The sequence below is a fragment of the Deinococcota bacterium genome (assembly GCA_030858465.1).
In the GTDB taxonomy this organism is placed as follows: Bacteria; Deinococcota; Deinococci; order Deinococcales; family Trueperaceae; genus JALZLY01.
Genome location: JALZLY010000055.1, coordinates 1 through 5,775 on the forward strand (window position 1 = coordinate 1; position 5,775 = coordinate 5,775).

The window sequence follows — 5,775 nt, forward strand, 5'->3', positions numbered from 1 at the left end:
GCCCTGGACGCTGCTCATGGTCACCGACCCCAGCGCGGGCTACGTCTTCGACGGCCCCAGCCCCGGCCACATCCTGGAGGTAGCGGACATCGGCCTCTGGTTCGTCGCCGAAGACGTCGCTCTGACCGGCCGCTACAGCTTGCCGCGCTGGCAAGAGCCCGAGTACGCTTACCGGCTCAAACCCGCCTACTACGCCTTGCAGCGGTTATGGGCCGAGGACTGAAGGGGCTGGAGGGCGCGGTAGGAATCACTCCTCGAGCGCGATCCGAAACAGCACGCCGGTCGAGGCGCTCATCAGGTAGAGCTCGCCGTCCTCGTCCTCGCCAAAGGCGGTAAAGCGCTGGTCGTCGTGGTACACCTCCTCGGCCCGCCACAGCGGGTAGGGGCCCGCGGCGTCTTCGGCCTCGGTCTCGGTGAGCGTCCACACCCGGCCCGAGGAGAAGTCGGCAAAGAGGTAGCGCCCCGCCAGGGCGGGCAGGCGCCGGCCGCGGTAGACGTAGCCGCCGATCACCGAATTGCCACCGCCGGGGTCAAGCCAGAGGTGGGGGTAGGCGTGGATCGGCCAGAGGAAGCGGTGCTCGCCGCAAGCGTCCCTGGAGAGGTCGGGCCTGTCCGGCACCGCGGACATGCACCGGTCCGCCTCCATGACCGGCCAGCCGTAGTTGCCGCCCGCCTCCGCCAGGTAGACCGCCTCAAAGCGCGCCTCGCCCACGTCCGCCACGAAGACGCGGCCGCTGCAGGCGTCCACCGAAAAGCGCCAGGGGTTTCTGAAGCCGTAGGCCCAGACCTCGCCCCGGGCATCTCCCACGCGGCGAAAAGGGTTGCCCCAGGGCAGCCGGTAGGGCGCGCCCGAGCCGACATCGAGGCGCAAGATCTTGCCGCGCAAGTCGCCCAGGTCCTGGGCGCGCGCGCTGCCCCGCGGCCACTCGCTGCCGTCGCCGACGGAGACGTAGAGGTAGCCGTCGGGACCGAAGCCGAGCTGGCCGCCCTTGTGCAGGGGGACGCCCGCGGTCTGGGGAATCTCGAGCAGCACCCGGCCGACGGGGTCGGCGCGCTGTCCGGGCGGCGCCGAGAACTCCGCCACCACCGAGGCGGGGCGTTCCGGGTGGCTGTAGAAGGCGAAGACGCGGCCGTTGTCGCGGTAACGGGGGTGAAAGGCCAGGCTCAAGAGGCCCTCCTCGGCCACGGTGCCGACCCGGCCGCGGAGGTCCAAAAAGGGCTCGCCCTGCAGCTCTCCGCCGTCGAGCACCCGCACCAGCCCGGCCTTCTCGACGACGAAGAGGCGGCCGGAGCCGTCGCCGGCGTGGCTGGCGAAGACGGGCACCTCGAGGCCGGTCAGAACGGGCTCGAGGCGAAGCGCAGGCGCCTCGCCCGCGGCTGCGGTCTCGCAGTCCAGCCTCTCAGCCCGCTGCGGCCCGGCGGCCGGGCGCAACACCAAGAGCAGGGCGAGCAGAGCCAAGCCCAAGAGGGCGAGGCAGAGCGTGCGGTAGTCCTGCCGGCTCACGGCAATACCCCCTCGCGCCCCCGCAGTGCCGGCGACGGGATTGCCACCCTCACCGCTTCCTGGCGCGGGGGCGGACCTGAGCGGCGGCTCGAGCGCCGTCACGCCCGTTTTGCTGTTCCAATGGTCTCGAGAAGGCTGTCGGTGTCAGGGCGACGCCTCGCCGGAGCCCGGCGAGACGCATTGAAGGCGCTAGAATCGCGCTAGCCCGGCCAGCCGGGCCGCAGTCGCCGGGGCCAACTCGGCGACTGCTCGCTCTCGCAAGCGTCTCAGGTCGGGGTCATCCTCCTCAGCGACGAGCGGCCGCCGGGCCGACTCGAGGCGGCTCGCCACGCCACCCGCGCGCGTCTGAAAGAGGATGCCCTCTCCCCCTTCATCAACAATGCTCACCTCGACCGTCACTGCCGTTGTCACCAAGCGGCTCTCGCCAAGGGGCGAGTGGAGCAGCGTCGCCTCGCGGTGGTAGACGGGCGCAGCCACCATGACCGCGTAGCGCGCGCCCAGGTTGCGGGCAATCAGGTAGGCCTGGCGGGGCGCGCGCCGGCCGAACATGTCGCGGTGCGTCTCCTGAAAGCGGGCCGACGCCGGAAAGGCGAAGCGGTAGAGCCCGGCCGCCGGATCGCGCTCGAGCAGCCCTTGCAAGCTCTCCGCCAGGCCCGAGACCCTATGTTCGGCGGGCGCGTTGACGAGAACCACAGCGGTCCGCGCGTCCCCGGCCGCCGGCGCGCAGGCTGCCAGCAGGACGACCAGCATGACGAAGAGCAAGAGGAATCTCAGGAGGCGTGTCATAGCCCCACTCTAGAGCTTTCGCGCATCCCCTTGTGGTGAGGCGACGCACCATGCCCTTCAGCGTTCCTGAGGTAGGACGCCGGCCTTTGCCCCTTCGTATCCTGGCTGGGATCTTTCACGCTTCAGTCTACCGCGATTCCCGGCGGCGAAAACGCTGTGCTAGACTCTGGACATGACGCGCCGCCAGCCTTGGCCGCACACACGGGTGACGCCGCTGCGGCGTCACCCGAGGCGGTGTCGTTGCGCGCTTTGCCATTGCTCGCTTTGTCGTTGCGCGCCAAGACGCGTCCCCTAATCCTTTGCCCTCCGGGAGTTCTCCTGTGCAGCTCTACAACACCCTGACGCGCCGAAAAGAACCCTTCGAGCCGATCACGCCCGGCTACGTAGGCATCTACTTCTGCGGTCCCACCGTCTACTCCGAACCGCACCTGGGGCACGCCCGCGGGCCCATCTTCTTCGACGTGGTCAGGCGCTGGTTCGAGCACCAAGGCTACACGGTGCGGCTGGTCTCCAACATCACCGACGTGGGCCACCTCGTGGGCGACGCCGACGAGGGCGAGGACAAGCTGCAAAAGCGCGCGGCGCTCGAAAAGCTCGAGCCCATGGAGATCGCCGAAAAGTATTTCTGGGCCTATTTCGACGCCCTGGCCAAGCTGGGCGTGCGCCGCCCCAGCGTCGTCCCCAGGGCCTCGGGGCACATCGTCGAGCAGATCGCGCTGGTCGAGGAGCTGTTGGCGCGCGGCCTCGCTTATGAGCGCGGCGGCAACGTCTACTTCGACGTGTCGGCCTGGGAACCCTACGGCGAGCTCTCCGGGCGCAAGGGCGACGAAACGCTCGAGGGCACCCGCGTCACGGTGCGCGGCGACAAGGACGACCCCCGCGACTTCGCCCTCTGGAAGGAGGCCGAGGGCGGTCACATCATGCGCTGGAGAAGCCCCTGGGGCGAGGGCTACCCCGGCTGGCACCTCGAGTGCTCGGTGATGAGCACGAAGTACCTGGGCGACACCTTCGACATCCACGGCGGCGGCCTGGACCTGCTGTTTCCCCACCACGAGTGCGAGCTGGCGCAGGCGCGCGGCGCCGGCATGCCCTTTGCCCGCTACTGGCTGCACTTCAACATGGTGACACTCTCGGGCGAAAAGATGGCCAAGTCCAAGGGGCACTTCGTCACCCTGGAGAGGCTGTTCGAGAACCACGACCCGCTGGCCGTGCGCTTTCACCTCCTGGGTGTCCACTACCGCTCGGTCAGCGACTTCTCCGCGGAGAGCCTGCAGGCCTCGGCTCAGGGCCTGAAACGCATCCGGGATGCCTACCGCGAGGTCCTGCGGCGCCTGCCCGAAGACACGCCGCCCGGTGGATCCGACCCCTTTGGCGCCTACCGCCAGCGCTTCGCCGAGAGCATGAACGACGACCTCAACACCCCGCAGGCCTTGGCTGTTCTCTTCGACGCCACCCGCGAGGTCAACGCCAAGCTCACGGGCAAGCCGGGCCCAGACTACCTGTCAGACTACCTGGCAGACTACCTGGCATTCGCCAAGACCTTCTACGAGGATTTAGCAGGCACGGTCCTGGGCGTGCTCGGCGATGTGGAGGCTCAGGCCGCGCAGGCGGACTTGAAACTCCTGGACGGCCTCCTCGGGCTCATCCTCGAGCAGCGACAGGAGGCGCGCACCCAGCGCGACTTCAAGACCTCCGACGCCATCCGCGACAGGCTCGGCGAACTCGGCGTCGTGCTCGAGGACGGCGCCGAGGGCAGCCGCTGGAAGCTAAGTTGACGGCGGACAGCGCGACTGGATAGGCCCGACCTGACTAGGTTCTGTGCTAAGGTTTGTTTGCGAGGTTCGCACATGACTGTACGGACAAAGATCACCGCTGAAGACCTGCTCAGGATGCCCGACGACGGCTTTCGCTATGAACTGGTCAGAGGAGAACTGAGAAAGATGGCCCCGGCTGGACACGAGCACGGCGGGATCGTTATGAACGTGTCCACGCCGCTCGACCAACATGTCAGAGCAAACGACCTCGGCAGGGTTTATGCTGCCGAAACTGGCTTCAAGCTCGCCTCGAACCCCGATGTCGTGCGCGCGCCCGACGTCGCCTTCGTGAGCCGCAAACGTCTCGAGGAGGCTGGAGACACCGAAGGGTACTGGCCGGGCGCGCCAGACCTGGCGGTGGAGGTCATCTCACCCGGCGACAGCTACACCGAGGTCGAGGAAAAAGTGGTCGACTGGCTCGAGGCAGGGACGCATATGGTCGCTGTGGTCAACCCGCGCAAGCGTCTCATCACCGTCTACCGCTCACTGAGCGAGGTCGCCGTCTTGACCGCAGAGGACAGCTTGGACGGCGGCGACGTCGTTCCCGGCTGGAGGGTGCCGGTCGCAAGCCTGTTCAGCTGAGCTCTGGTAAGATGCGAGCTTCATGGACACGCTCACCCGCACATATCTGGCGCTCGCCCTCACGCCCGGCTTGGGACCGCGCAAGATCAAGCTCTTAACCGAGCACTTCGGCGACGCCGAGGCGGTCTACGCGGCCTCCGAGCGCGAGCTGCGAGCGGTGCCGGGCCTCGGCCCCAAGCTGGTCGCCAGCCTCTTGGAGGCCAAGCGCTCCGAGCGGCCGGAAGGGGAGTTGGAGCGCGCCGCGCGGTTGGGCGCCACGCTCATCCACCTGGCGCACCCGGACTACCCCGAGGCGCTGAGGAGCATCTACGACCCGCCGCCCGTGCTCTTTGTAAAGGGCGAACTGCCGCAGGCGCTGCGCGGCGAGCTATCCGAGATTCGCAGCGTCGCCATCGTCGGCACGCGCGACGCCAGCGACTATGCGCTGGGGCTGAGCCACAGGCTGGCCCAGGGCCTGGCACAAGCGGGCGTCACCGTGGTTTCGGGACTCGCCCGCGGCGTCGACGCCGCGGCGCATAGGGGCGCCCTCTCCGTTCCCAGCGGCCAGACGGTGGCGGTCCTGGGTTCAGGCGTGGACACCATCTATCCCAGGGAGAACGGGGGGCTCGGCCACGCCATCCTGGCTGGCCGCGGCGCGCTGGTGAGCGAGTACCCAGTCGGCACCGGCCCGCGCCCCGAGCACTTCCCCGCCCGCAACCGCATCATTTCCGGCCTCGCCCGCGCCGTGCTGGTGGTCGAGGGCACGCACAAGTCGGGCTCGATGATCACCGCCTCGCTGGCGCTCGAGGAGGGCCGCACGGTGTTCGCGGTGCCGGGCCGGGCGGGCGACCCCAAGGCGGGCGGCACCTTGGACCTGCTCAAGCAGGGCGCGGTCCTGACCCAGGACGCGGACGACATCCTGAGCGAGCTCGGCTGGTCGGCCGCCAAGGAGAGTTCGGGCCCGCCCCTCAGCGATGCGGAACGGGAGTTGGTCACGCTCATCCGCGCCCAGGACTCGCCGCTCTTGGACGACCTCATCGCGGCGAGCGGGCAGAGCGCCACCGCGCTCTTGCCGCTGCTCACCGTGCTCGAGCTCAAGGGCGCCGTCAA

At 68.9% G+C, this 5,775-nt stretch carries 6 protein-coding genes; 4 read left to right on the forward strand and 2 right to left on the reverse strand.

The genetic code is table 11. The annotated features are described in order from the left end of the window. A partial coding sequence (locus M3498_02750) for a hypothetical protein (protein ID MDQ3458216.1) occupies positions 1 to 223 on the forward strand: 223 nt, incomplete at its 5' end. Positions 224 to 247: 24 nt separating this feature from the next. Here the strand turns inward: M3498_02750 and M3498_02755 are convergent. Continuing rightward, entirely contained in the window at positions 248 to 1,606 is a 1,359-nt protein-coding gene (locus M3498_02755) for a PQQ-dependent sugar dehydrogenase (GenBank protein MDQ3458217.1), read from the reverse strand. Between the two features lie 87 nt (positions 1,607 to 1,693). Continuing rightward, the gene (locus M3498_02760) at positions 1,694 to 2,290 is read right to left on the reverse strand and encodes a hypothetical protein (protein ID MDQ3458218.1); all 597 of its coding nucleotides are present in this window, start codon (positions 2,288 to 2,290) and stop codon (positions 1,694 to 1,696) included. 320 nt (positions 2,291 to 2,610) lie between these two features. Here M3498_02760 and cysS point away from each other — a divergent pair, with 320 nt between their 5' ends. From cysS to dprA, 3 genes are all read left to right on the forward strand, one after another. Further along, positions 2,611 to 4,065 (forward strand): cysteine--tRNA ligase, encoded by a 1,455-nt coding sequence (gene cysS, locus M3498_02765; GenBank protein MDQ3458219.1) that lies wholly within the window; start codon positions 2,611 to 2,613, stop codon positions 4,063 to 4,065. Positions 4,066 to 4,137: 72 nt separating this feature from the next. Continuing rightward, complete coding sequence (locus tag M3498_02770; GenBank protein ID MDQ3458220.1) at positions 4,138 to 4,686, forward strand: Uma2 family endonuclease; 549 nt, start codon at positions 4,138 to 4,140, stop codon at positions 4,684 to 4,686. Positions 4,687 to 4,708: 22 nt separating this feature from the next. Further along, positions 4,709 to 5,775 (forward strand): DNA-processing protein DprA (gene dprA, locus M3498_02775; protein MDQ3458221.1); only part of this gene is annotated, 1,067 nt, incomplete at its 3' end.